This window comes from Bacillus cereus ATCC 14579 (assembly GCF_000007825.1).
GTDB lineage: Bacteria > Bacillota > Bacilli > Bacillales > Bacillaceae_G > Bacillus_A > Bacillus_A cereus.
In genome coordinates, this window is record NC_004722.1 from 1,259,662 (window position 1) to 1,281,816 (window position 22,155).

The window sequence follows — 22,155 nt, forward strand, 5'->3', positions numbered from 1 at the left end:
TAATTATCGGTCATAATTGCTGCTACAGAATACATGATAATGCAATCGGATTTTGTGTTTTATATAGTGAATTATCAAATATTGTGTAGATGAAACAAAGATAAAATCCCCATTAAACTCCCTCTATGGAAATTATAAATTGTTCGATAAAAACTTTCAATATTTTCAGAAAACATTGTTGAATTGTGATATATTCGTATGCTAACTATGAAATTTTTACAAATATATTAAAAATATTACATAATATGACTAAATATTGAAAAAATATTGAATTTTTAATAAAATTCAATTTGTAATACATATTATTTATTAGGGGAGGAAATAAGGGATGAACAAGAAACCGTTCAAAGTTTTGTCATCAATCGCTTTAACAGCTGTATTAGGCCTTTCATTCGGAGCTGGCACTCAATCTGCATATGCTGAAACGCCTGCGAATAAAACAGCTACGAGCCCAGTTGATGATCACTTAATTCCGGAAGAACGTTTAGCAGATGCGCTAAAAAAACGTGGGGTAATTGATTCGTCAGCTTCAGAGAAAGAAACAAAGAAAGCTGTCGAAAAGTATGTAGAGAACAAAAAGGGTGAAAATCCTGGGAAAGAAGTACCAAATGGGGATCAACTTACGAAAGAAGCATCTGATTTTTTAAAGAAAGTGAAAGATGCGAAAGCAGACACGAAAGAAAAATTAGATAACCCTGCAACAGGAACACCTGCAGCGACAGGCCCAGTTAAAGGCGGTCTAAATGGTAAAGTACCAACTTCTCCAGCGAAACAAAAAGACTATAACGGTGATGTACGTAAAGATAAAGTACTCGTTTTACTTGTAGAGTACGCTGACTTTAAACATAATAATATCGACAAAGAGCCTGGATATATGTATTCTAACGATTTTAATAAAGAACATTATGAAAAAATGTTATTCGGCAACGAGCCGTTTACATTAGATGATGGAAGTAAAATTGAAACGTTTAAACAATATTACGAAGAGCAATCTGGTGGTAGTTACACAGTGGACGGAACAGTTACAAAATGGTTAACAGTTCCTGGTAAAGCTGCTGATTACGGTGCAGATGCTGCTAGCGGCGGTCATGATAATAAAGGACCAAAAGGCCCACGTGATTTAGTAAAAGATGCATTAAAAGCAGCTGTAGATAGCGGTCTTGATCTATCAGAGTTTGATCAATTTGATCAATATGATGTAAATGGTGATGGAAATAAAAATCAACCGGATGGTTTAATTGATCACTTAATGATTATTCATGCAGGTGTTGGACAAGAAGCAGGTGGTGGTAAATTAGGTGATGATGCAATTTGGTCACATCGCTGGACAGTTGGACCAAAACCATTCGCAATTGAAGGTACACAAGCGAAAGTTCCATATTGGGGTGGAAAGATGGCAGCGTTCGACTACACAATTGAACCAGAAGATGGAGCAGTTGGTGTATTCGCGCATGAATATGGTCATGATTTAGGTTTACCAGATGAGTATGATACACAATATAGCGGTGCTGGTGAGCCAATTCAAGCTTGGTCTATCATGAGTGGCGGAAGCTGGGCTGGTAAAATTGCAGGTACAACACCAACGAGCTTATCACCACAAAATAAAGAGTTTTTCCAAAAAACAATCGGTGGTAACTGGGCAAATATCGTAGAAGTAGATTACGAGAAATTAAATAAAGGTATCGGCCTAGCAACATATTTAGACCAAAGTGTTACGAAATCTAACCGTCCAGGTATGATTCGTGTTAACTTACCAGACAAAGATATAAAAACAATTGAGCCGGCATTCGGAAAACAGTATTACTACAGCACAAAAGGTGATGATCTTCATACGAAGATGGAAACACCACTGTTCGATTTAACAAATGCAACGACTGCAAAATTTGACTTCAAATCATTATATGAAATTGAAGCAGAGTATGATTTCCTTGAAGTACACGCTGTAACGGAAGATGGTCAACAAACGTTAATTGAAAGACTTGGTGAGAAAGCAAATAGTGGAAATGCAGATTCGACAAATGGAAAATGGATTGACAAATCATATGATTTAAGCCAGTTCAAAGGTAAGAAAGTAAAATTAACATTTGATTACATTACTGATGGTGGTTTAGCATTAAATGGTTTCTTACTTGATAATGCTTCATTAACAGTAGATGATAAAGTAGTATTCTCTGATGACGCAGAAGGTACGCCACAATTCAAATTAGATGGTTTTGCTGTTTCTAACGGAACAGAGAAGAAAAGCCATAACTACTATGTTGAGTGGAGAAACTATGCTGGTTCAGATAACGCGTTAAAATTTGCACGTGGTCCAGTATATAACGCTGGTATGGTTGTATGGTATGCAGATTCAGCTTACACAGATAACTGGGTAGGTGTACATCCAGGACACGGTTTCCTAGGTGTAGTTGATTCTCATCCAGAAGCAATTGTAGGAACTTTAAATGGTAAACCGACAGTGGAAAGTAGTACGCGATTCCAAATCGCAGATGCGGCGTTCTCATTCGATAAAACGCCAGCTTGGAAAGTTGTATCTCCAACGCGTGGAACGTATACGTATGATGGTTTAGCAGGTGTACCGAAGTTTGATGATTCTAAAACGTATATTAATCAACAGATTCCAGATGCAGGACGTATTTTACCGAAGCTTGGTCTGAAGTTTGAAGTAGTAGGACAAGCTGATGATAATTCTGCAGGTGCTGTTCGTTTATATCGTTAATACTGTAAAACTACCGAGAGATTTTCTTTCGGTAGTTTTTTTGTGAGCAATGAATTTTATATAGCTGAAAAAGTCATATATAATGTAACCTTAAGAATAGAAATTTGTTATATATGAAGTCTATATAAATAATGAAAGAATTGGATAAAAATAGTGGGAGAAGGTGAGTGAATGAGTATTTCCTCTATTGTAAGTAGGCAAAAGGAATATTTTTTAAAAGGGCATACGAGAAGCATCGAAATGCGAAAGAATAATTTGAAGAAGCTTTATGAAGGCATTCAGCATTTTGAAGAAGAAATATTTCAGGCATTGAAATTAGATTTAAATAAGTCAGTTCACGAGTCGTTTACAACGGAAGTTGGATATGTATTAAAAGAAATTTCCTTTCAATTGAAACATATTTCATCGTGGAGTAAACCGAAACGAGTTCGAACAGCACTTACTCATTTGGGATCAAAAGGAAAAGTAGTGCCAGAACCGTATGGTGTGACGCTTATTATTGCACCGTGGAACTATCCTTTTCAATTAGCAATTGCACCACTTGTAGGAGCACTGGCAGCTGGAAATACAATCGTTTTAAAGCCGTCAGAGTTAACACCAAGCGTTTCAAAAGTGCTTAAGAGAATGTTAGATGAATTATTCCCAGAAGAGCTTGTAGCGGTAGTAGAAGGTGGCGTTGAAGAGAGTACATCTTTGCTGAGGGAACCGTTTGATTATATTTTCTTTACTGGTAGTGTTGGCGTTGGAAAAGTTGTAATGGAAGCAGCAGCGAAGCAGTTGACGCCACTCACTTTAGAACTTGGCGGGAAAAGTCCTTGTATTGTACATAAAGATGCAAAGATAGAGATGACAGCAAGAAGAATTGTTTGGGGTAAGTTTTTAAATGCGGGGCAGACGTGTGTAGCGCCTGATTATATGTATGTGCATTCTTCCGTGAAAGAAAAGCTAATTGAGGCACTGCGACATGAAATTATAGAGCAGTATAGTAAAGAACCTTTGCAAAATGAAAATTATGTGCGTATTGTAAGTGAGCGCCATTTCGAACGATTATGTGGATTTTTACAAGATGGTCAAGTCGTAATTGGTGGAAACTATAAGAAAGATACATTACATATTGAACCGACAGTACTAGCGGATATTACATGGAAAGATACTGTTATGGAAGATGAAATTTTTGGTCCGATTTTACCAATCATAGAGTACGACAACATAGAAGATGTAATTGGCACAATCCAGCAACATCCGAAGCCGTTAGCGTTATATGTATTTTCTGAAGATAAAGAAGTACAAAAGAAAGTGACGAGTAATATTTCATATGGTGGAGGCTGTATTAATGATGTTGTCTATCATCTTGCCACGCCATATTTACCTTTTGGGGGTGTTGGAAGTAGTGGATTAGGGGGTTATCATGGGAAAGAAAGTTTTCGGACTTTTTCACATTATAAAAGCATTTTAGCCCAATCTACAGCATTCGACATGAAAATTCGTTACTCTTCTACAAAAAGTGCTTTAAAATTCATACGAAAGTTGTTAAAATGATGATGGTGTTTATCAGTAGGCGTAGCCGTATGATAATAGCCCCTTCGCAATGGAAGGGGTTTTTCTGTTCGACGTTATGTATCATGCGAAAATGAATCAAACATACTACATAAAGAATAGAAACGAACGCTTGTTAAATAACCATTTTTGTTTGGATCGAAACAAAAAAATAGTCTATAGAACATAAATATTTATTCATGAATATAAAAATTTAAAATTTAAGGTAGATAGGACGGGAAAATGAAAAAGATTATTAAAGTTGAAGCAGTTGAAAAACATTTTGGAAATCAAGTGATTATCCCACCTCTTTCTTTAGATATTAAAGAGGGAGAGTTTTTAACAATTTTAGGGCCGAGTGGCTGCGGGAAAACGACTTTACTTCGTATGATCGCAGGATTTGAAACTCCAACTAAAGGGAATCTTTTATTAGATGATGAAAGAATTAACGATTTGCCGCCATATAAGCGTCATATGAACCTAGTGTTCCAACATTACGCACTATTCCCACATATGACAGTAGAGAAGAATATTTGTTTTGGTATGAAAATGCAGAAAGTATCAGCAGCAGAGCAGAAAGAGCGTGCTGAAGAGGCAATGCGTTTAACGCAGTTACTTGAGTTCCGTAATCGTAAACCTGCGAAGCTTTCTGGTGGACAACAGCAGCGTGTTGCAATTGCAAGAGCGATTGTAAATAATCCGCGTGTATTACTATTAGATGAGCCACTTGGAGCGCTTGACTTTAAGTTACGAAAAGACTTGCAACGTGAATTGAAAAACTTACAACGTAATTTAGGAATTACGTTCATATACGTAACGCACGATCAAGAAGAAGCAATGAGCATGAGCGATCGTATTGTCGTTATGAATAAAGGACATATCGAACAAATCGGAACGCCGAAAGAAATTTATAATAAGCCGAAAACATTGTTCGTTGCGACATTCATCGGTGAAAATAATATTGTGAAGAACGGGGAAGGCTATGTAGCAATTCGCCCTGAAAATGTAAAAGTACGTTCGGTTGAAGAACCAATTTTAAAAGAATACCATCTTGGACATATTGAAGATATTGAGTTTGTCGGAAATATGGAGAAGCTTTATGTACGTGATGAGAAAACATCAGAATTACTAATGGCATATCAAACTGCTGAAGAGGCAGCGCAGTGGAGCATTGGAGATAATGTATATGTAGGCTGGGAGCAAGAGGACGAGGTGACCTTAAATTGAAAAAAGGGAAATTACTCGCACTACCTACAGTCGCGTGGCTGTTAATTTTCTTCCTAATCCCGCTCGTATTCGTATTAGGATTCGCCTTCATGCAGCGCGGAGCTTACGGGACAGTAGAAATGCAATTTACGCTGGAGAATATATCCCGTGTATTTGATCCATTGTACTTAGGAACGTTATGGGAAACTGTTAAGATCGCAGTTATTACAACAGTAATATGTTTATTAATTGGTTATCCGTTTGCGTATACAATTACAATTGTTGACCGCAAATACCGCTCTATTCTTTTATTATTGGCAACGATCCCGTTTTGGATTAACTTTCTTGTTCGTTCATACGCATGGATTGTTATTTTACGTTCACAAGGTCTTGTGAATACGTTGTTATTAAAGCTTGGCATTATTAGTGAACCGTTAAATTTATTATATAATACTCCTTCTGTAATACTCGGAATGGTCTATTCTTTATTACCATTTATGATTTTACCAGTGTATGCAGCAATTGAGCAGCTGGATAAGCGTAAGCTAGAAGCGGCTTATGATTTAGGAGCAACACCAATAAAGGCATTTTGGAATATAACAGTGCCGATGACGATGTCAGGAATTGCGACTGGTTCTATTTTAGTATTCGTTTCTTCTATCGGAATGTTTGTTGTATCAGACGTGATGGGCGGATCGAAAGTAGCATTAATCGGAAACGTTATTCAAAATCAATTCTTAGGTGCACGTGACTGGCCGTTTGGATCTGCGTTATCGATTATCGTTGTTCTATTCTCTGTTCTGTTAATTTACTTATATTATCGTGCAACGAAAGTATATAAATATAATGAGAACGGAGGGGAATAGGCAAAGATGAAGAAGTTTTTAGTTTCTTATTCTTGGTTAATTTTGTTATTCTTGTATTTTCCAATGATGGTTTTAATGGTCTATTCTTTCAACGACTCTCGCATTAATGCGGAGTGGGAAGGTTTTACATTCCATTGGTATACAGATTTATTTCAAAAACAAGATGTTATTGATGCATTTGTAAATAGTATTACGATTGCAGTTATAACAACGATTGTGACAACGGTACTTGGTGTATTCTTTGCAATTGCTTTACATCGTTATAAATATCGTTTCGAAGGGGCTATTAATGGCCTTGTATATTTACCAATTTTAATTCCTGATATTTTAATGGGATTATCTTTACTAATTCTTTTCAGTCAGTTAGGAATGGAACTTGGACAAACAACGATTATTATTGCACATATTACATTTAGTATTTCGTTTGTTGTTGTTATTTTAGCTGCGCGTCTTTCAAGTATGGGACGTGACTTAGAAGAAGCTGCAAATGATCTAGGAGCAACACCTTGGCAAACGTTTCGTTATGTAACGTTCCCAGCAATTGCACCGGGAGTTATTTCGGCAGCATTATTAACATTCACATTATCAATTGATGATTTTGTAATTAGTTTCTTCGTATCAGGACCAGGATCAACAACATTGCCACTATACATTTACAGTATGGTTAAGCGCGGAGTATCACCAGAAATTAATGCTCTTTCTACAATTTTAATTGTTGCTATTGTAGGATTAATGGTTTTATCTGAAATCTTCCGGAACAAAGGTGCAGATGGTGAAGAAAACTCTGGAGGACACCTTCCTTTATAATACGAACGATATAGAAAGTACAAGGGGGTAATAAACCGATGAAATTAATGAAAAGAATAGCTGGCGCAGCAATTAGCTTTAGCCTTGTTGCTGGTGTGCTTGCTGGTTGTGGTGAAAAGAAAGAAGAATTAAATATTTATAGTTGGGCTGACAATTTTGATGAGCAAGTGCTAAAAGATTTTGAAAAGAAGTATAATGTGAAAATTAACTATGACAAGTACGCAAGTAATGAAGAAATGCTTGCGAAATTACAAGCTGGTGGCGCAAAGTATGACTTAATTCAGCCGTCGGATTACATGGTTAAAACAATGGCGAAAATGGACTTATTAGCTCCGTTAGATAAAAAGAATATCCCGAATATCGAAAATATGGTTTCTAATTTTAAAACACCTGCGTTTGATCCAGAGAATAAATATTCTTTAGTGTACACTTGGGGTGTAACAGGGATTGCATACAATAAAAAGTATGTGAAAGAAGCACCTACAAGCTGGGCGGACTTATGGAATGAGAAATATAAAGGACATGTAACGTTACTGAACGATTCTCGTGAAGTATTAGGAGTGGGTCTTAAGAAGCACGGGTTCTCAAACAGTACGAAAGACGATGCACAATTAAAGACAGCAGCAGATGATTTAAAGAAGCTGCTTCCAAACTTATTAGCATTTGATACAGATAACATTAAACAAAAATTCATTACAGAAGATGCTTGGATCGGAACAGTTTGGTCTGGAGATGCAGCATTTATCGCAAAAGATAATAAAGATGTAGAATATGTTGTACCAAAAGAAGGCGGCACAATTTGGGCTGATACGTTAGCAATTCCAAAAGGTGCAAAACATAAAGAGCTTGCTGAGAAATTTATGAACTACTTACTAGATGAAAAAGTAAGTGTGAAAAACTACGAGTCAATTGGTTACAGTAATCCAAATGAAAAAGCTCATCCTCTTCATAGTAAAGAATACCGTGATAATCACATGATTTTCTTAACGAAAGAAGAGTTAGATCGTACAGAATGGCTTGTTGATGTAGACGATAAGTTAAAAGACTATGATCGTTACTGGACAGAGCTAAAAACAAAAGGTAAATAAGCAAGGAAATGCGGTTTCTAAAGTAGAAATCGCATTTTTTCATAGTAGGAGGAAATCGTTTGAAGAAGAAGTTACATCAGTATGAGGTAATGTGTATCGGTTTGTTATTTGCTGTATTTGGTATTGTTGCTTGGCGCGTACATGCAGGTGGCGTTACAGTGATGGATACATATGTCCGTGGATTAGTAAGAGGGCTACAAACGGAAAGTTCGCTTACATTTTTCTCGTACTTTACAAAATTGGGATCAGCAATTGGGATAGTCGCTACGCTCGTTATAAGTTTGCTTGTTTTTTGGAAGAAGCGTTATTATGCTGCGATGATTGTATATCCAATGGGAATTTTAATAACACATCTTGTGAATAAAGGGATAAAAGAGATTGTAAAGAGAGAACGTCCGTCATTAAATGAAGCGCTAGATGCACTTGGGTATAGTTTTCCTAGTGGACATGCAATGTTATCGATTATGACATTTGGATTTCTTACTTATATCATTGCTGCTAATTTGAAAAGCGTAGCTGGGAAATGTGTCACAACGATTTTGATGGGTATAGTAATTCTATCGATTGGATTAAGTAGAGTCATTTTAAATGTACATTACCCAACTGATATTTTAGCTGGTTACTGCGTAGGTGGTATTTTGTTAATTATCGCGATTTACTACCATCGTTTACTTACTGAGAGATTAGGGCTTAATAAAGAGAGATAGAAAAACGTCTGGAAAAACTATTATTATAGTTTTTCCAGACGTTTTTTGTTTATATCAAGATGTGATACAGTATAAGTGACAATTGAATTATGTAAAGTAGGTGAAAATGTGTGAAGACAAATGTACATAAAGTTGATAAGTGGGGGAAGTTAGGAGCCTTTTTGTATCAGTTTCGTTATACAGTAATTGTAGCGTTACTGTTGCTCGCAATCGCACTTGGGATTTTTGCTCCAAAGCTACCGGGAGTATTAGGTGGTGACGGTTTCCAAACGGAAGGCGACTATCAAAAAACGAAAGAAATTTTAGATAAAGATTTTAAGAAGTCTCAAGATACGCTGCTGCTCGTTTTTGAGAAAAATAAAGATGCTTCGCATGAGGAATTTAAAAAGCGAATAAATGAAATTGTAAAGAATGTTCAAGAGAAAGAGAACTATGAATCTTTCCATCACCCAATCCAAAATAAAGAAATGCTACAAGATGACATCGGCTATGCGACAATTTTATTTTCCGGGAAAACAAATAAGGAACGAATGGAAAAGACATTACAATTTGCTGATGAGATTGAGAAAGAAAGTAATATAGCATTAAAAGTAACACCTACAGGGTTTCCGAAAATTAATAAAGAGATTAATGAAAGAACGCAAAATGATTTAAAAGTAGCAGAGATGATTGGATTACCAATTGCGTTTCTTGTATTACTATTTTCGTTTGGTAGCCTTTTGGCATCAATTTTACCGATTTTGAATGGGGCGCTTAGTGTTATTAGTACGATGGGTATATTGTATTTCATCGGTGTTGATAAAGAACTATCTATTTTCGTGTTAAACGTTGCACCGATGATTGGACTTGCATTATCTATTGATTTTGCGCTATTATTTGTGAACCGTTTTCGAGAGGAAGTTGCTAAACGAACGGTAAAAGAAGCGATAGCAATTACATATCAAACGGCAGGACGTGCGATTGTATTTTCAGGATTATGCGTATTTGTTGGGTTATCCGGTTTGTTTTTCTTTAAGATAGATTATATTCAATCTGTCGCGATTAGCGGAATGATTGTTGTCATTATGAGTATTTTATTCTCACTCACACTTCTTCCAGCACTATTATCGTTAATCGGTAAAAGAATATTAAAAAAGAATCAAGTAGCACATACGCCGGCAAAAGCATGGCGTAAATTTGCAAAATTTGTGATGAAACATCCAATTGCAATGATTATTGTTGTTACAACATTTATTGTTATTTGCTTATTACCGTTACGTACAGCTAATTTGCAGTTCCCTGGTGTTGAAGCTTTACCTGAAAAGAGTGATACAAGGATTGCATATGAAAAGTATGAAGAAGCATTTAATGAAACTGTCAAAACACACGCTGATGTTACGTTAGTTGTAGAGACGAAAAAAGATATGAAAGAAAAAGAAAGTCTACAAAAGATAGAAGAAGTCGTTCAAAAGTTAAAAGGTGATAAGAAAGTACATGAAGTAAGAAGTTTATACGACGGGTTAACTGGAATGAAAGCAGATCAAGTTGTTGGAATGTTGCAGTCGCCAGAATCAGCGAAACTAGCTCCTGTATTTGAAGCATACACGCAAGGGAATAAGACGACGATAGAAATATTTTTGAAAACAAAACCACGTACAGAGACTGCAAAACAGTGGGTACGTGACTTTAAAAAGAACTATAAAGAAACGGATGTTACGTATTATCTAGGCGGAATGACGACGTTTCAACAAGAATTAGAAGATGAAATTAAAGATAAAGTTGTAATTGGTATGTCTGTTATATTTGGATCGACCTTTGTTATATTATTATTTGCATTCCGATCTATACTCATTCCAATTAAGGCAATTGTTATGAATATACTTAGTTTAAGTGCAACCATTGGAATTGTTGTTTGGTTATTTGAAGGTGGTCATTTCGGTTTAGAAGCAAGTCCGGTTCTGTTTGTCTTACCAATCTTCATTTTTGGCCTCGTATTTGGGCTTAGTATGGATTATGAAGTATTTCTTATTTCACGTATTCATGAGCTCTATGAAGAAACAGGAGATAACGATCAAGCAACGTTAGAAGGGCTCGTTTCAACAAGTAGAATCATTACCTCAGCTGCTTTAATAATGATTGTTGTAACTGGTGCATTCGCATTTACTGATATTTTACCAGTAAAGCAGATGGGTCTTGGCGTTGCATTAGCAATATTTCTTGATGCAACAATTATTCGTCTTATGCTCGTACCAAGCTTAATGAAGTTATTTGGAGACTGGAACTGGTGGTTACCATTTCGAAAAAAACGAGAAAAATCATCGTAAAAAATGCTCATCAATATGATGAGCATTTTTTATGAATAGCAAAGCCTACATTTTGCAAATAGTATGTGATAAGAACATTACATAATAAGTAGGTGAAGGCAATGTTTCGTTATTTTAAGTTTAAGTTAAATGATACAGTACAGTTTGCCGAGAACGATGGGCATATGTATCGCATTGTCGGTTATCGGTTAGAAAAAGGATTTTATCCAAAAGATGAATGGACTCATATCATTTATGAACTACTTAGAGAATTTGACGGGTATACGATGGATGCAGAAGAGGAAGAACTTGTAAAGGTCGTTCAAGTAGAGGATGAGTATTACAAAATACAAGAAGTATCAGGTTATCGCTATCCAGTAAAAATGAAACAAAAACAACAAGTGATGAAAATAGAAAAGATGGACGATTTATTAGATGCTTACAATGATTATAAAAGGTTGGCGGATTTCTTTAAGGATTTATTGTATGTACAAAAAGTTGAAGAAGTATTGTTAGAAATGAAAAGACTTAGAGCTTGAGGGGCAGTTTATTATAAGACTGTCCTTTATTTTTGACGGTGCATCAAAGTGTGTTTTCCGTTACAATGAGAGAATCAATAGAAATAAGGTGATAAACAGTATGGAAACAAAGAAAAAGGGTGAATGGTGTGAAATTACCGTTCCAGCTAAATGGAATGGTATAAGTATTGAATCGGTATTAAAAGTAGAATGGGAAATACCGAAAAAGCTATTACATCAGCTTCGTATGGAAAAAGGTGTTACGGTTAACGGGGAACAAAGAAGATGGAATGAGCTTTTAAAAGAGAACGATAAGTTACAAGTCCATATGTTTGCGGAGGAAGAGTACGGTGTAGATCCAGAATATGGTGAATTACATGTAGTATACGAAGATGATCACGTACTTATCGTAAATAAACCAGAGCAAATGGACACACACCCTGCTGAAAAAGGTGGAACCGGGACGCTTGCAAATCTTGTTGCTTTTCATTTTCAAATGCAAGGTTTAGAGACGAAGGTGCGTCATATTCATCGTTTAGATAAAGATACGACAGGTGGTGTCGTGTTTGCTAAGCATAGAATTGCTGGTTCAATTATGGATCGCTTATTAATGGAAAGAAAAATTAAAAGAACGTACGCAGCGCTCGTTGAAGGGAAAGTAAAGAAGAAACAAGGAAAGATTGATGCTGCTATCGGAAGGGATCGCCATCATGCTACAAGGCGTCGTATTTCTCCAAAAGGTGACCAAGCTATCACATATTATAAAGTAGAAAAGTATTTTAAGAAGCAAAACACGACTTTCGTAACGTTACAATTAGAAACGGGTAGAACACATCAAATTCGTGTTCATATGAGTCATAATGGTAATCCATTAGTTGGGGATGTATTATATGGTGGACAAACAAAATATATGTCCAGTCAAGCATTGCATGCGATGAAGATACATTTCTTGCATCCAATTACGAAAGAAGCGATTGAAGTTGATGTGCCGTTTCCTACAAAGTTAAATAATAAAATAAAAGAATTTCAAAAAGAAAATGCGTAAAGTATAAGTTTTAACTTGAAAAAAGTAGATTTTTGCAGGGATTTCTCTAAAAGAAGCGAAGCCGTTAAGAGAAAAGAGAGGTGAGAATCACTTGATTAAATATAAGTATGTACTGGGAATATTTTTCGCTTGTCTTTTACTTACTCTATTTCTCTATCCCTATTTACCAAATCGTATGGCAGTACATTGGAATGTAAATGGTCAGCCAAACGAGTTTATGAGTAAACAAGTCGTTGTAGCATTTATTCCCTGTTTTATTATTTTTTCATATGGATTTTTGTATATTATTTCACATAATATATTTAAGTTTAATGAAAGAGAGCATGGTATTATAGGCGGATTTATAAAGAAAATTACGTTATTTATGTTGTTTATTCATACGCTTATTCTCTTTATTAATTTTGGGGATTTGATATCCTTTCAAACAGGATTAACGATTGGGATTAGTATGTTTCTTTTTATGCTGAGTAAAGAATTTAAGAAAATAAAAGGCAAAGAAAAAGAAAAAGAAAAAGATCCAATTAAATTACAAAAAATTTGTTTAGTGAGTAGACGGATTTTTCAAGTGATGGCATGTGGCATATTGTTTTCATTGTTTTTGAACTTAGAGTGGGGATTTTATGTATTGCTTAGTGTAATAAGCTGTGGATCTATGTTGTTTATGTTATATATTTTCTATTCATACATAATAGAAAGCTATGAAACTTAAAAAAGAGTCTTCTCATTATGAGAAGACTCTTTTAATCTATTTACTTCGTAATAAATTGTTGTGTCCAGTAGTTGCCGCTTTCTACATAACCAACACCGATGTGAGTGAAGCCGTTATTTAAGATGTTTGCACGGTGTCCAGCGCTGTTCATCCAAGCTTGTACTACTTCTTCAGGTGTACGTTGACCTTGAGCGATGTTTTCGCCTGCAGATGTATAAGAAATACCAAATTTCTTCATCATGTCAAACGGAGACCCGTATGTAGGGCTGTTATGATCAAAGTAGTTGTTTTTTTGCATATCTTCAGACTTAATACGTGCTACTTTGCTTAATTCAGTATCGATTTTTAGTGCTGGTAAGCCTTGTTTTGCACGCTCAGCGTTTGTTAATTCAACAACACGTTGTTCAAACTCGCTTAAAGATTTTGCTTCTTCAGCAGGCTTTTGCTCAGCTGGTTTTTGTTCAGCAGGTTTTTGAGTATTGTTGTTTTCAGCAGGCTTTTGAGCTTCTGGTTTTTGAACTTCTTCAGCAGGCTTTTGCTCGGCAGGTTTTTGCTCAACTGGCTTTTGAGTTTCTGGCTTAGCTGTTGGTTGCTCAGTTACAACATTTTCAGTAGGTTGTTGACCAGGAATGAAGCAGTTTGGTTGGAAGTTTCCTTGTTGCCATTGTGCTAATGATTCAACTCCCATAGATTGTAAGAATGCTTGTAATTCTTGTTGGCTCATTTGTTTCATCATTACTTTTGAATGCTGAATATTTTGAACCTTTACGTTAGATGGTTGTACTGTTGCAGCTTGTGCATCTAGAGAAGATACTCCTAAAGTAAGAGCTGTTGCAGCAGCTACAGATAATAAAACACGCTTTTTCATGATGTGTGTCCCCCTATATAAAGTTTTAATTTGTTTTCACACGATTTGTTTTTGACAGCCTGTCTGACTGACAAATTCATCGTAGCATACAATTTGCGAGAAAAAAGATGGAAAAAAATTCATAGACTTTAAAATTACCTAATTTATCCTAAGAGAAGAAGGGGGTAAAAATAAGAGAAATATAGAGTATAAAAGGAATTTATAGTGTTTTTATACTTGGTTTTAAGAGGGGATTTTTGGATAAAGTTACCTAAATAGAAAATGAAGAATCCTATTGTATCAATGGTTTGAACGATTTTTAGAGGAATATAATGGATTGATTTTTACAAAACTGTAATGTTTCTGTTGTTCTTTTTTATAATAAAGTAACATATTTTTAATGTTGTAGCAGACAAAAAAGCGGCTATCTCTTTACATAGACGAAGGAGATAGCCGTTTTCCTATTATTACGTATGTTACGAGTTAGTTTCAATTGCTTCTAATAATAAATCCACAATGTGAATTCCTCTCATTTTATGAGAAAGCCCTTCTCGCTCAATGCCCAATTTCATTTGTAATAAACAACCTGGATTTGCAGTAACAATGGTTGCTGCTTCTGTTTCATGCACACGGTCCATTTTGTAATCTAGAAATTCCATTGATAACTCTGAATGAACAATATTGTAAATACCAGCAGAGCCACAGCAGCGGTCGGCATCTTTCATTTCTCGATATGTTGCACCTTGGATAGCCTCTAGTAACATACGAGGTTCAGAAGATGTGCGCATAACATTGCGTAAATGACAAGAGTCTTGATACGTAATAACCTGCGGCGTGAGTCGTAAGTCAGTTCGCTTATGGAAGTCTAGTTCTACTAGTATAGCAGTAATATCTTTAATTTTAGAAACAAACTGCTTAGCACGTTCAGCCCAATCCGGATCATCCTTTAAAAGATAATCATAGTCTACAAGATAAGCCCCGCAACCACCTGCATTCGTAATAATATAGTCGATGTTTAAATTTTCGAATGCTTTTATATTTCGCTTTGCTAATTCTTTTGTTCCACTCTTTTCACCAGCATGTCCATGCAATGCACCGCAGCAACTTTGTGTTTTCGGAATAACGATATCACAACCAGCTAATTGAAGAAGTTTCATCGTTGCATTATTTGTTTCTAAAAACATCGTATCCATTAAGCAGCCTGTAAAGAATGCAACTTGTTTTTTCTTTGTACTTTCTGCAGGTAAAAATGAAGGACGATCTTTCATCGCTTTCATTTTAGGGACTTTTGGTAAAACGAGATCCATCGTTGCAAGGGTTTCAGGGAATAACTTCATAATCCCTGTTTTATGTGTTAGCGTTTGTAAACCAGAACGTTGATAAAATCCGATTAGTCCAGTTAATGTTCTCATTCGATTTTGATGGGGGAATAATCCTTCAAAAACGACTTGTCGAACAGCTTTCACTGGCACTGAGAATTTTTTATTTTGATTAATAATATCACGAGTTTCTTCTAATAAATGTCCATAATTTACACCAGATGGACAAACAGGCTCACAAGCACGGCAACCAAGACAAACGTTTAATGTATTTTCAACATCTTCATCTGGTTCGATTAAACCATCAACGACTGCTTTCATTAATGCAATACGTCCGCGCGGTGAATGTGACTCTTTATATCCGGATTGAATGTAGGTAGGACAAGTAGGTAAACAAAAACCGCATCGCATACAGTTTAGTAATTCATCTTCACATAATCGTTCTTTAAATTCTTTTTGAATATTTTCTTTATTTAATGTGGTCATCGCTCAACCACCACTCTTTTTCGAGTGTCTTTCGCGAACATTTTTCCAGGATTCATAATGTTATTTGGATCGAAAGCTTGCTTTATTCCTTGCATAGCTGCAATACCTTCTTTACCTAATTTCATTTCTAAATATGGAGCTTTCATTGCACCAACACCATGTTCACCAGTAATTGTGCCACCAAGTTCAATTGCTTTCGCAAATATTTCAGCAAAAGCTTGCTCAGCTCGGTGCATCTCTTCTGCATTACGAGCGTCTGTCATACAAGTTGGATGTAAATTACCATCACCAGCATGTCCAAACGTACAAATAGGAATATTATATTTTTTTGCAATGGCATTAATAGCTTCAACCATCGGAGCGATTTGTGAACGTGGTACAGTCGCATCTTCTAATATTGTAGTAGGTTTTAATCGTGCGAGCGCTGATAGAGCACTACGGCGAGCGGTACGAAGCGCATCTGCTTCTGTTTCACCTTTTGCAACGCGAACATCAACCGCATTCATAGAGTGACAAACGTTAGCCATTTTTTCAATATCTCGATTGACTACTTCGGGCGGACCGTCTTGTTCGATTAATAAAATTGCTTTTACATCTGTAGGTAAACCGATTTGTGCAAACGCTTCTACTACTTCAATTGTCGGTTGGTCTAAAAACTCCAGTGTTGCTGGAATGATTTTATTTGCAATAATAGAAGAAACAGCACGTGCAGCTTCATTAATATCTTCATATAGTGCAAGCATTGTTTTCTTTGTTTCAGGCATAGGAACAAGTTTTAATATAGCTTCTGTTACCACGCCAAGTGTTCCTTCAGAACCGATAAATAAACGAGTTAAATCGTAACCAGCTACATCTTTTGCTAATTTACCACCAGTGCGAATAATATCGCCATTTGGTAAGACAAGTTCAAGCCCCATTACATAATCACGTGTTACGCCATATTTCAAACCGCGTAATCCACCTGAGTTTTCATTAATATTACCGCCGATTGTAGAAATTTTCATCGAGCTTGGATCTGGTGGATAAAATAAACCTTTTTCTTCTACCGCTTTAATAATATCAAGTGTAATGACACCAGCTTGTACAGTAATTGTTAAGTTTTCTTCATCAATTTCTAAAATATTGTTCATATGGCGGAAAATAAGGACGATACCGCCTTCAAGTGGACATGTTCCTGCGCAAAGGTTTGTTCCAGACCCGCGCACATACACAGGGATTTTGTGAGTGTTACATACTTTTAACACTTCAGCTACTTCATTTGTATTACGAGGAGCAATGACTGCATCAGGCATTGCTTGGAAGTTTGGAGTGGCATCATAACTATAAGTTAAACGCCCCATATTGGATGTATCTACATTATCTTCGCCAACAATAGATACGAATGAATGAATAATTTGTTTTTCTAACATTGGAAATCCCCCTCAAACTGTTAACGTGTTTAGTTATAATAAACAACGTGGTAACAGTGCTTTCATTATAATGATAAAAAAGTCGAGGGATTCTTTCTATGTATAATCATCTAAAGATTAATCTGTTTTATCATTCTTTTTTGTATAATTATCTAATAGGAGAAGTGCGAAGTACAAAACGTTTAAGTCTTTGAATTGTTTTGGATCAAGTCCTGTATGTTCTTCAATCTTTTTTAGCCTGTAATGTAATGTGTTAATGTGTATATGTAATTGTTTAGCCGTCTGTTTATAAGATTGGTTATAATCGACAAATAAGCGTAAAGTTTGCATAAGCTCAGGAAATGATAATAAGTTTTCGATGGTACGCTCTAGAAATTGTTCACGCGTTTCGACAGAAATATCTTGTAAACACATTTCTAAACGTAAATCTTCATTAAATACAATTTTTTTCGTCTCCAATGATACAGAAAGAGCGCGTAATGCTTGTTCGTAACATATGCTCATATTGTTTGGGGTAACTGTTTGTCCAATCCCTATATATAAAGGAATAGAAAATAAAGTTTCGCAGTCTTGTTTTAACCGTTTTAAAAATTGATAAGTTTGTTCTTTGGAGCTCATCGCTGTAAATAAAATAAAACGATCATTTCCCCAGCGAACAAATAGATGCTCTTTTGTTAAAATATTACGTATGTGTTGCCATATTTTACGCTGGAGCATCGTGTCATTTTTGCCAATAGAAAACAAAATAAGTTGTTTTTTCTTATATAAATCAATGCCAAGTGTTTTGGCGCGATCAAGAAAACTTGGAGACCACTCTGTATTTTGAAGCCAATCAAAGACAAAAGCTTCATAAGAACGGTGCTCAAGTTCTAGTTGCTCTAAAAAGTAGTTTTCATGAATTAATAATTCGGTCATCTTACGCAATATTTCTCCGTAGCGTGAAATATTTTCAGGTTCTCCTGTAATTCCAATGACACCAATTACTTCATCATGAAATAATAAAGGAAGATTCATCCCAGCCTTTACACCTTGCAATCGCCTTTCATCTTCTTTTGTAATGATGACGGTTTTCTTTTGTTTGGCACAGCGGAGTGCACCTTCATGAAATTGACCAATTCTTTCTGTATCTGTACTTGCGATAATAACGCCTTCTATATTAATGATAATAATATTTTCTGTAATTAGTCTGCGTACTTCTCGTACAATTTTATTCGCTAAATCAGGAAATAGCATAATTGACACACCTCAAATTCTATTTGTTGTACATTATATATGTAAATTGAGTAAGAAAGGGAAATTTCACACTTTCCACACATTTATTTGTTATTTTACAATTATAACGAAATCATCCGAAGATGGAGGGAATCTTTTGAGAAAGTATGTTTTTCTTCTCTGTTTTTTATTTCTACTAGTAGGGTGTCAAGGAAGTTCATATACACCAATTGCTAAAGATAAAAATGTTATTATAACTACGAATATAAAAGAAGGCAGCATTAGTTTTATTGATAAAAAAGATAAAAAGTTAATTACGACATGGGAACTAAATGAGCCAATGGCCGGAATCACACTGCTTCCAAATGGCGATGAAATACTTGTATACGGTAAGCAATTAGAATATATGTATGTATATTCACTAGCGGAAGGAAGGCAAGTGGGAAAATATAAAACTGGAAAGGGCATTGTAAATGTGGTCGTATCAGCAGATAAAAAACAATTATTTGCTGCTGATCAAAATGTTCAAAAGGTAAGGTTCTTTACGATAAATGGGAAAGAGACAGGAAATGTTTCAACAGGAAAAGGGCCTATAACGATGGTAGAGTATCAGAATCGGTTATCTGTACTAAACTTTTATGATACGAAACTAACGACAATTGATACGAAGAAAAAAGAAGTTATTCAATCCTTTATGATTCCGCCAGCATCAACAGGAGCGACGATTAGTCCTGATGGGAAAGAAATATGGATTGGCGGACATGGTGATGGAAATCAAGTAAATGAGAAAGTGTTAGTGTATTCTTTACAGAGTGGAGAAATGGTGCGTTCTTTACACGCTCCATTTATGCCTGTGAATATAACGAGGGATAGTAAGTACGTATATGCACTCAGTCATGGGTCGAATACACTTAGAAAGTTTGATATTAGAACATATAAAGAAATAGCTTCTGTAGAAGTAGGGTCGAATCCATTTGCATTTTTTGAGAGCGGAGCAGAAGGGTATGTAGCCAGTTATGATAGTGATGAAGTGTGCGTTATAGATATGAAGAATTTGAAAATAAAACAAACAATTAAAGTCGGAAAAGGACCGTTTCAACTCATAGAGAGGGAAGGGAAGGACAATGAATAAATATAGAGTGCTAGTTGTAGATGATGAAAGTGATATGAGACAGCTTGTTGGAATGTATTTGGATAACTTTGGATATGAGTGGGGAGAAGCTGAGAATGGAAAAGAGGCTCTTAAAAAACTAGAAACGGATCATTATGATTTCGTTGTATTAGATATAATGATGCCAGAAATGGATGGACTTTCAGTTTGTAAAGAAATTAGAAAAACGTCAGATGTGCCGATTATATTTTTAACGGCAAAAGGTGAAGAGTGGAATAGGGTGAACGGCTTACGTATGGGAGCAGATGACTATATTGTAAAACCGTTTAGTCCTGGTGAATTGGTTGCCCGTATGGAAGCTGTGCTAAGAAGATATACAAAGCAAGAACAGCAAGAAGAGATTCAATTTGGACCAATTCTTATCAATGAAAAAAGTAGACGAATAGAGGCGGATGGTGAGTCGATTTCTCTTACTGTAAAAGAGTTTGATTTATTATATTTTCTTTGCCAACATACAGGACAAGTATTTAGCCGGGAGCAATTACTTGAAAAGGTATGGGGATATGATTATGCCGGAAGTACAAGAACGGTAGATACGCATGTGAAAACGATGCGCTTGAAGCTTGGAGAAAGTGGAAACTACATTCAAACTGTTTGGGGTGTAGGCTATAAATTTGAGGTGTAACGTATGTTTACGATGGTACAAAAACTTTGGCTTACAGTAGTATGTGCAGTATGTGTAACAGTGTCCTTTCTTTATTTCGTATCTTTATACTCGTATGAAAAATTATACGTTGATAATTTAAAAGCTTCGTTAGTAATGGAAGGAAAAAGTCTTGCTGCTCAATATGATAAGCGTGAAGGAATATCAACTTTTGAAGAGAAAGTAAGATCGTTTGATCAAATATCTAGTTCAGACGTTATTTTCGTGTCTAATCCGCGTGATTTAAGCGCATGTTTGCCTTTTGATGTGCATCATCATTCTCTTATAAGTGAAGGAGATAGGCAAACGCTATTAGACGGGAAAACTGTGACAAAAATAGGATATGAAGAACATTTTGACCGTAATATTATGGGGGTTGTCATCCCTGTATTGGAAAATAAAAAATTAGTCGGAATTGTCTATTCGTATATTCCTTTAAAAAGTATAAAAGATTTAATCTATGATATGGGTCTTATTTTAGCACCGTTAGCAATTGCTATGATTTTAATTACGATATGGGTTGGAAGGAAAATTATAATTGCAATTACGAAGCCACTTTCGCAAATGGAGCGGGTTGCAAATCATTTGGCTACGGGAGATTTTTCGGAGCGGATTACAGTTTCTTCAGAGGATGAAATTGGACGATTAGGAAAAGCATTTAATAAAATGGCAAATTCATTAGAAACAGAAGATGTAAAGCGTAAGGAATTTTTAGCAAATGTTTCGCATGAACTTAGAACACCACTTAGTTATATAAAAGGGTATAGCGAGGCTATTTTAGATGGTGTTGCAAAGGGACCGCAACAGGAAAAAGTAACGCAGCTAATTCATAAAGAAGCAGGTCGTATGCAGCGTCTCGTTCATGACTTGTTAGACTTAGCACAATTAGAAGGTGAGCACTTTCCGTTAAAGAAGCAACCTATCGTTTTTTCACAGCTGATTGAAGACGTATTAGATACGTATGAGATTAAGTTTATAGAAAAGGAAATTCATATTTCAACTAATTTAAATCCAGAGGTCATTGTCATGATTGATGAAGATCGTATGCAACAAGTGCTTCATAATGTGTTAGATAATGCGATACGGTATACAAATCAAAAAGGAAATATCGTTATAACTTTAGAGCAAATCGATGATTACTGTGAATTAAAAATAAAAGATACAGGAATTGGTATTGATATAGAACATTTGGAGAATCTTGGAGAACGCTTTTACCGAGTTGATAAAGCGAGAAGTCGTCAACATGGTGGAACAGGTTTAGGCCTTGCTATTGTGAAACAAATTGTTCATATACATGGTGGACAGTGGAAAATTGAAAGTGAAAAAGATAAGGGAACAACGGTTATTATTAAACTGAATGTACAGGATGAGGGGAGCATGTTCTAATTTTTAGGACATGTTCTTTATATTGAAGAAAATATTTATCCCGATATTCGCCGGGCAGTAAGACCCTCACCTCAAAATTCAACGGAAGCAAAGAAGTTAGGTGGAGGCCCTGCTGCCCGTAAAAGTCCGATTCGTGAGGGCTAATAATCAGTGGGCGATGAACAAAACCCCCACTGATTAAAGTTTCACTTTATACGTA

General features: G+C 35.7%; 18 protein-coding genes. 14 read left to right on the top strand and 4 right to left on the bottom strand.

Annotated features, from left to right (window positions below):
* Positions 1–328 precede the first annotated feature (328 nt).
* From inhA1 to BC_RS06455, 11 genes are all read left to right on the top strand, one after another.
* Positions 329–2,719, top strand: coding sequence for a M6 family metalloprotease immune inhibitor InhA1 (gene inhA1, locus BC_RS06405; RefSeq protein ID WP_001035936.1), 2,391 nt, complete (start codon positions 329–331; stop codon positions 2,717–2,719).
* A 171-nt stretch (positions 2,720–2,890) separates the two neighbouring features.
* Complete coding sequence (locus tag BC_RS06410) at positions 2,891–4,258, top strand: aldehyde dehydrogenase (protein ID WP_000028370.1); 1,368 nt, start codon at positions 2,891–2,893, stop codon at positions 4,256–4,258.
* A 240-nt stretch (positions 4,259–4,498) separates the two neighbouring features.
* Complete coding sequence (potA, locus tag BC_RS06415; RefSeq protein ID WP_000720333.1) at positions 4,499–5,482, top strand: spermidine/putrescine ABC transporter ATP-binding protein PotA; 984 nt, start codon at positions 4,499–4,501, stop codon at positions 5,480–5,482.
* The gene (gene potB / locus BC_RS06420) at positions 5,479–6,327 is read left to right on the top strand and encodes a spermidine/putrescine ABC transporter permease PotB (protein ID WP_000715500.1); all 849 of its coding nucleotides are present in this window, start codon (positions 5,479–5,481) and stop codon (positions 6,325–6,327) included. The genes potA and potB overlap by 4 nt, the downstream gene beginning before the upstream one ends.
* Before the next feature lie 6 nt (positions 6,328–6,333).
* Positions 6,334–7,134 carry a spermidine/putrescine ABC transporter permease PotC gene (potC, locus tag BC_RS06425; protein WP_000714192.1) on the top strand — a complete coding sequence of 267 codons (801 nt, stop codon included), beginning with the start codon at positions 6,334–6,336 and terminating at the stop codon, positions 7,132–7,134.
* A gap of 38 nt (positions 7,135–7,172) precedes the next feature.
* Entirely contained in the window at positions 7,173–8,222 is a 1,050-nt protein-coding gene (gene potD / locus BC_RS06430; RefSeq protein ID WP_000772485.1) for a spermidine/putrescine ABC transporter substrate-binding protein PotD, read from the top strand.
* 59 nt (positions 8,223–8,281) lie between these two features.
* Complete coding sequence (locus BC_RS06435; protein WP_000727792.1) at positions 8,282–8,929, top strand: phosphatase PAP2 family protein; 648 nt, start codon at positions 8,282–8,284, stop codon at positions 8,927–8,929.
* Between the two features lie 110 nt (positions 8,930–9,039).
* Positions 9,040–11,232, top strand: coding sequence for an MMPL family transporter (locus tag BC_RS06440; RefSeq protein WP_000856405.1), 2,193 nt, complete (start codon positions 9,040–9,042; stop codon positions 11,230–11,232).
* A 101-nt stretch (positions 11,233–11,333) separates the two neighbouring features.
* Positions 11,334–11,750 (top strand): hypothetical protein, encoded by a 417-nt coding sequence (locus BC_RS06445; RefSeq protein ID WP_000490300.1) that lies wholly within the window; start codon positions 11,334–11,336, stop codon positions 11,748–11,750.
* A gap of 100 nt (positions 11,751–11,850) precedes the next feature.
* Entirely contained in the window at positions 11,851–12,774 is a 924-nt protein-coding gene (locus tag BC_RS06450; protein WP_000448350.1) for an RluA family pseudouridine synthase, read from the top strand.
* A gap of 91 nt (positions 12,775–12,865) precedes the next feature.
* Entirely contained in the window at positions 12,866–13,483 is a 618-nt protein-coding gene (locus BC_RS06455) for a DUF1648 domain-containing protein (RefSeq protein WP_000599004.1), read from the top strand.
* Positions 13,484–13,523: 40 nt separating this feature from the next.
* On the opposite strand, the gene BC_RS06460 is transcribed toward BC_RS06455, so the two are convergent.
* The 4 genes from BC_RS06460 to BC_RS06475 all read right to left on the bottom strand — a co-directional run bounded on the left by BC_RS06460 (position 13,524) and on the right by BC_RS06475 (position 18,786).
* Positions 13,524–14,351, bottom strand: coding sequence for a CAP domain-containing protein (locus tag BC_RS06460; protein ID WP_000747596.1), 828 nt, complete (start codon positions 14,349–14,351; stop codon positions 13,524–13,526).
* A 455-nt stretch (positions 14,352–14,806) separates the two neighbouring features.
* Positions 14,807–16,135, bottom strand: a complete 1,329-nt coding sequence (locus tag BC_RS06465) for a (Fe-S)-binding protein (protein WP_000209608.1) — start codon at positions 16,133–16,135, stop codon at positions 14,807–14,809.
* Positions 16,132–17,544, bottom strand: coding sequence for a glycolate oxidase subunit GlcD (glcD, locus tag BC_RS06470; RefSeq protein WP_000890752.1), 1,413 nt, complete (start codon positions 17,542–17,544; stop codon positions 16,132–16,134). The genes BC_RS06465 and glcD overlap by 4 nt, the downstream gene beginning before the upstream one ends.
* Before the next feature lie 117 nt (positions 17,545–17,661).
* Positions 17,662–18,786, bottom strand: a complete 1,125-nt coding sequence (locus BC_RS06475) for a CdaR family transcriptional regulator (protein WP_002023601.1) — start codon at positions 18,784–18,786, stop codon at positions 17,662–17,664.
* 127 nt (positions 18,787–18,913) lie between these two features.
* Between BC_RS06475 and BC_RS06480 the strand changes: the two genes are divergently transcribed.
* Genes BC_RS06480 through BC_RS06490 form a run of 3 tightly spaced genes read left to right on the top strand, consistent with a single transcriptional unit; the run spans position 18,914 to position 21,956 of the window.
* Positions 18,914–19,888, top strand: coding sequence for a YncE family protein (locus BC_RS06480; protein ID WP_001234152.1), 975 nt, complete (start codon positions 18,914–18,916; stop codon positions 19,886–19,888).
* Complete coding sequence (locus BC_RS06485; RefSeq protein ID WP_001046397.1) at positions 19,881–20,552, top strand: response regulator transcription factor; 672 nt, start codon at positions 19,881–19,883, stop codon at positions 20,550–20,552. Before BC_RS06480 ends, BC_RS06485 begins: the two co-directional genes overlap by 8 nt.
* Positions 20,553–20,555: 3 nt before the next feature.
* On the top strand, positions 20,556–21,956 hold the full coding sequence (locus BC_RS06490; RefSeq protein ID WP_000494796.1) for a sensor histidine kinase: 1,401 nt from the start codon (positions 20,556–20,558) through the stop codon (positions 21,954–21,956).
* Positions 21,957–22,155 lie beyond the last annotated feature (199 nt).

Coding starts and splice junctions, on each gene's coding strand:
- BC_RS06485 (WP_001046397.1), top strand. CDS start 19,881: ATGAATAAATATAGAGTGCTAGTTGTAGATGATGAAAGTGATATGAGA.
- BC_RS06450 (WP_000448350.1), top strand. CDS start 11,851: ATGGAAACAAAGAAAAAGGGTGAATGGTGTGAAATTACCGTTCCAGCT.
- potC (WP_000714192.1), top strand. CDS start 6,334: ATGAAGAAGTTTTTAGTTTCTTATTCTTGGTTAATTTTGTTATTCTTG.
- potD (WP_000772485.1), top strand. CDS start 7,173: ATGAAATTAATGAAAAGAATAGCTGGCGCAGCAATTAGCTTTAGCCTT.
- BC_RS06445 (WP_000490300.1), top strand. CDS start 11,334: ATGTTTCGTTATTTTAAGTTTAAGTTAAATGATACAGTACAGTTTGCC.
- glcD (WP_000890752.1), bottom strand. CDS start 17,544: ATGTTAGAAAAACAAATTATTCATTCATTCGTATCTATTGTTGGCGAA.
- BC_RS06410 (WP_000028370.1), top strand. CDS start 2,891: ATGAGTATTTCCTCTATTGTAAGTAGGCAAAAGGAATATTTTTTAAAA.
- inhA1 (WP_001035936.1), top strand. CDS start 329: ATGAACAAGAAACCGTTCAAAGTTTTGTCATCAATCGCTTTAACAGCT.
- potA (WP_000720333.1), top strand. CDS start 4,499: ATGAAAAAGATTATTAAAGTTGAAGCAGTTGAAAAACATTTTGGAAAT.
- BC_RS06460 (WP_000747596.1), bottom strand. CDS start 14,351: ATGAAAAAGCGTGTTTTATTATCTGTAGCTGCTGCAACAGCTCTTACT.
- BC_RS06490 (WP_000494796.1), top strand. CDS start 20,556: ATGTTTACGATGGTACAAAAACTTTGGCTTACAGTAGTATGTGCAGTA.
- BC_RS06465 (WP_000209608.1), bottom strand. CDS start 16,135: ATGACCACATTAAATAAAGAAAATATTCAAAAAGAATTTAAAGAACGA.